The organism is Pontibacter sp. HJ8 (assembly GCF_054824225.1).
This window is the reverse complement of record NZ_JSYF01000672.1, coordinates 1-1,342: the sequence shown is the minus strand read 5'-3', so window position 1 is coordinate 1,342 and position 1,342 is coordinate 1. Positions and strand designations below refer to the sequence as shown.

At 47.6% G+C, this 1,342-nt stretch carries 1 protein-coding gene; it reads left to right on the top strand.

Annotation, left to right across the window (positions count from 1 at the left end):
* A partial coding sequence (locus OB13_RS20795) for an ABC transporter permease (RefSeq protein WP_461492100.1) occupies positions 1–1,147 on the top strand: 1,147 nt, incomplete at its 5' end.
* Positions 1,148–1,342 lie beyond the last annotated feature (195 nt).

Here is a 1,342-nt window from a genome sequence, read left to right as displayed (position 1 = left end):
TATGTCGCTTGTAGGTATTCTCACGGCCGTAGATGGTATCAAGCATTCCCTGAACCAGACCTTTTCGAGCCTGGGAGCCAATTCTTTCGATATTCAGAAAAAATACAACAACAGAGGCAACGGTCAGAACAGATCGGATAAGGTATATCCGGATATTACCTATGATCAGGCCATCCAGTACAAGCAGTTGATGGTGGCCACGTCACAGGTAAGCTTATCGGCCTATATTTCGGGTGCTACCGTAGTGAAGAGCGAAACCGATAAAACGAACCCCAACATCAATATAGTGGCAGGAGATGAGTTTTATCTCCAGAACCAGAACCTGAACCTGGAGCGCGGGCGCGGATTTTCATCTTATGAATTGGAACAAGGTACAAATGTGGCCATCATCGGTAAAGAAATCGGCGAAAAGCTTTTCCCAAAGACTGATCCGATCGGACACTATATTTCTTTCCTGGGCCGCCACTTTAAAATAATAGGCGAGCTGGAAAAAAAGGGCAGCAGTATGGGAGGCACCGGTGGTGACCGGACTATTCTTATTCCCCTGGAGACGGGGCGCCAGATACCACGAACGGGTAGTTCTTCTCTGACATTCAATATCAAAACATCCATTGAAAGACCGGACGAGCTGACCTATGTGATGGGCGAAGCAACCGGGATCATGCGCAACGTGCGCCAGGACAAACTGGGGCAGGAAGAGTCATTTGAAATAAGAAGAAGCGACTCGCTCATCCAGAGCCTCAATGAAATATCGGGTTATCTGAAGGTAGGGGGCTTTGTGATAGGTTTTATCACCTTGCTGGGAGCTTCTGTAGGCCTGATGAATATCATGATGGTGTCTGTGAATGAGCGAACTCGTGAGATTGGTGTGCGGAAGGCGATGGGAGCCACTTCCCATCAGATCAGGTTACAATTTCTGATTGAGGCCATCATGATCTGTATACTAGGGGGGCTGGCCGGTATATTCCTGGGTATACTCATGGGCAACGGGATCGCATCCATGATAGGAGAGGGCGGTTTTATAGTGCCGTGGGTCTGGGTCATGGTGGGCCTTACGATTTGTGTAGTTGTTGGTGTCCTTTCTGGTTATTACCCCGCCTATCGCGCCTCCAAGCTCGACCCGATAGAAGCATTGCGCTACGAGTAAGAGCAAGAGAACCTGCTATAAATCAAAGAGCCGCTTCCTTTCGGGAGCGGCTCTTTGATTTAGTTATTCAGAAGGCTTGCCTCAAAAAGTCAATTCCGGTTTTGTAATCCATTTCTCTATAGATAACAAAGCCCAGGGTATAGGTTTAGGTATAGGTATGGCTATACCTATACCTTGCTTCTCATGCTTTATAAA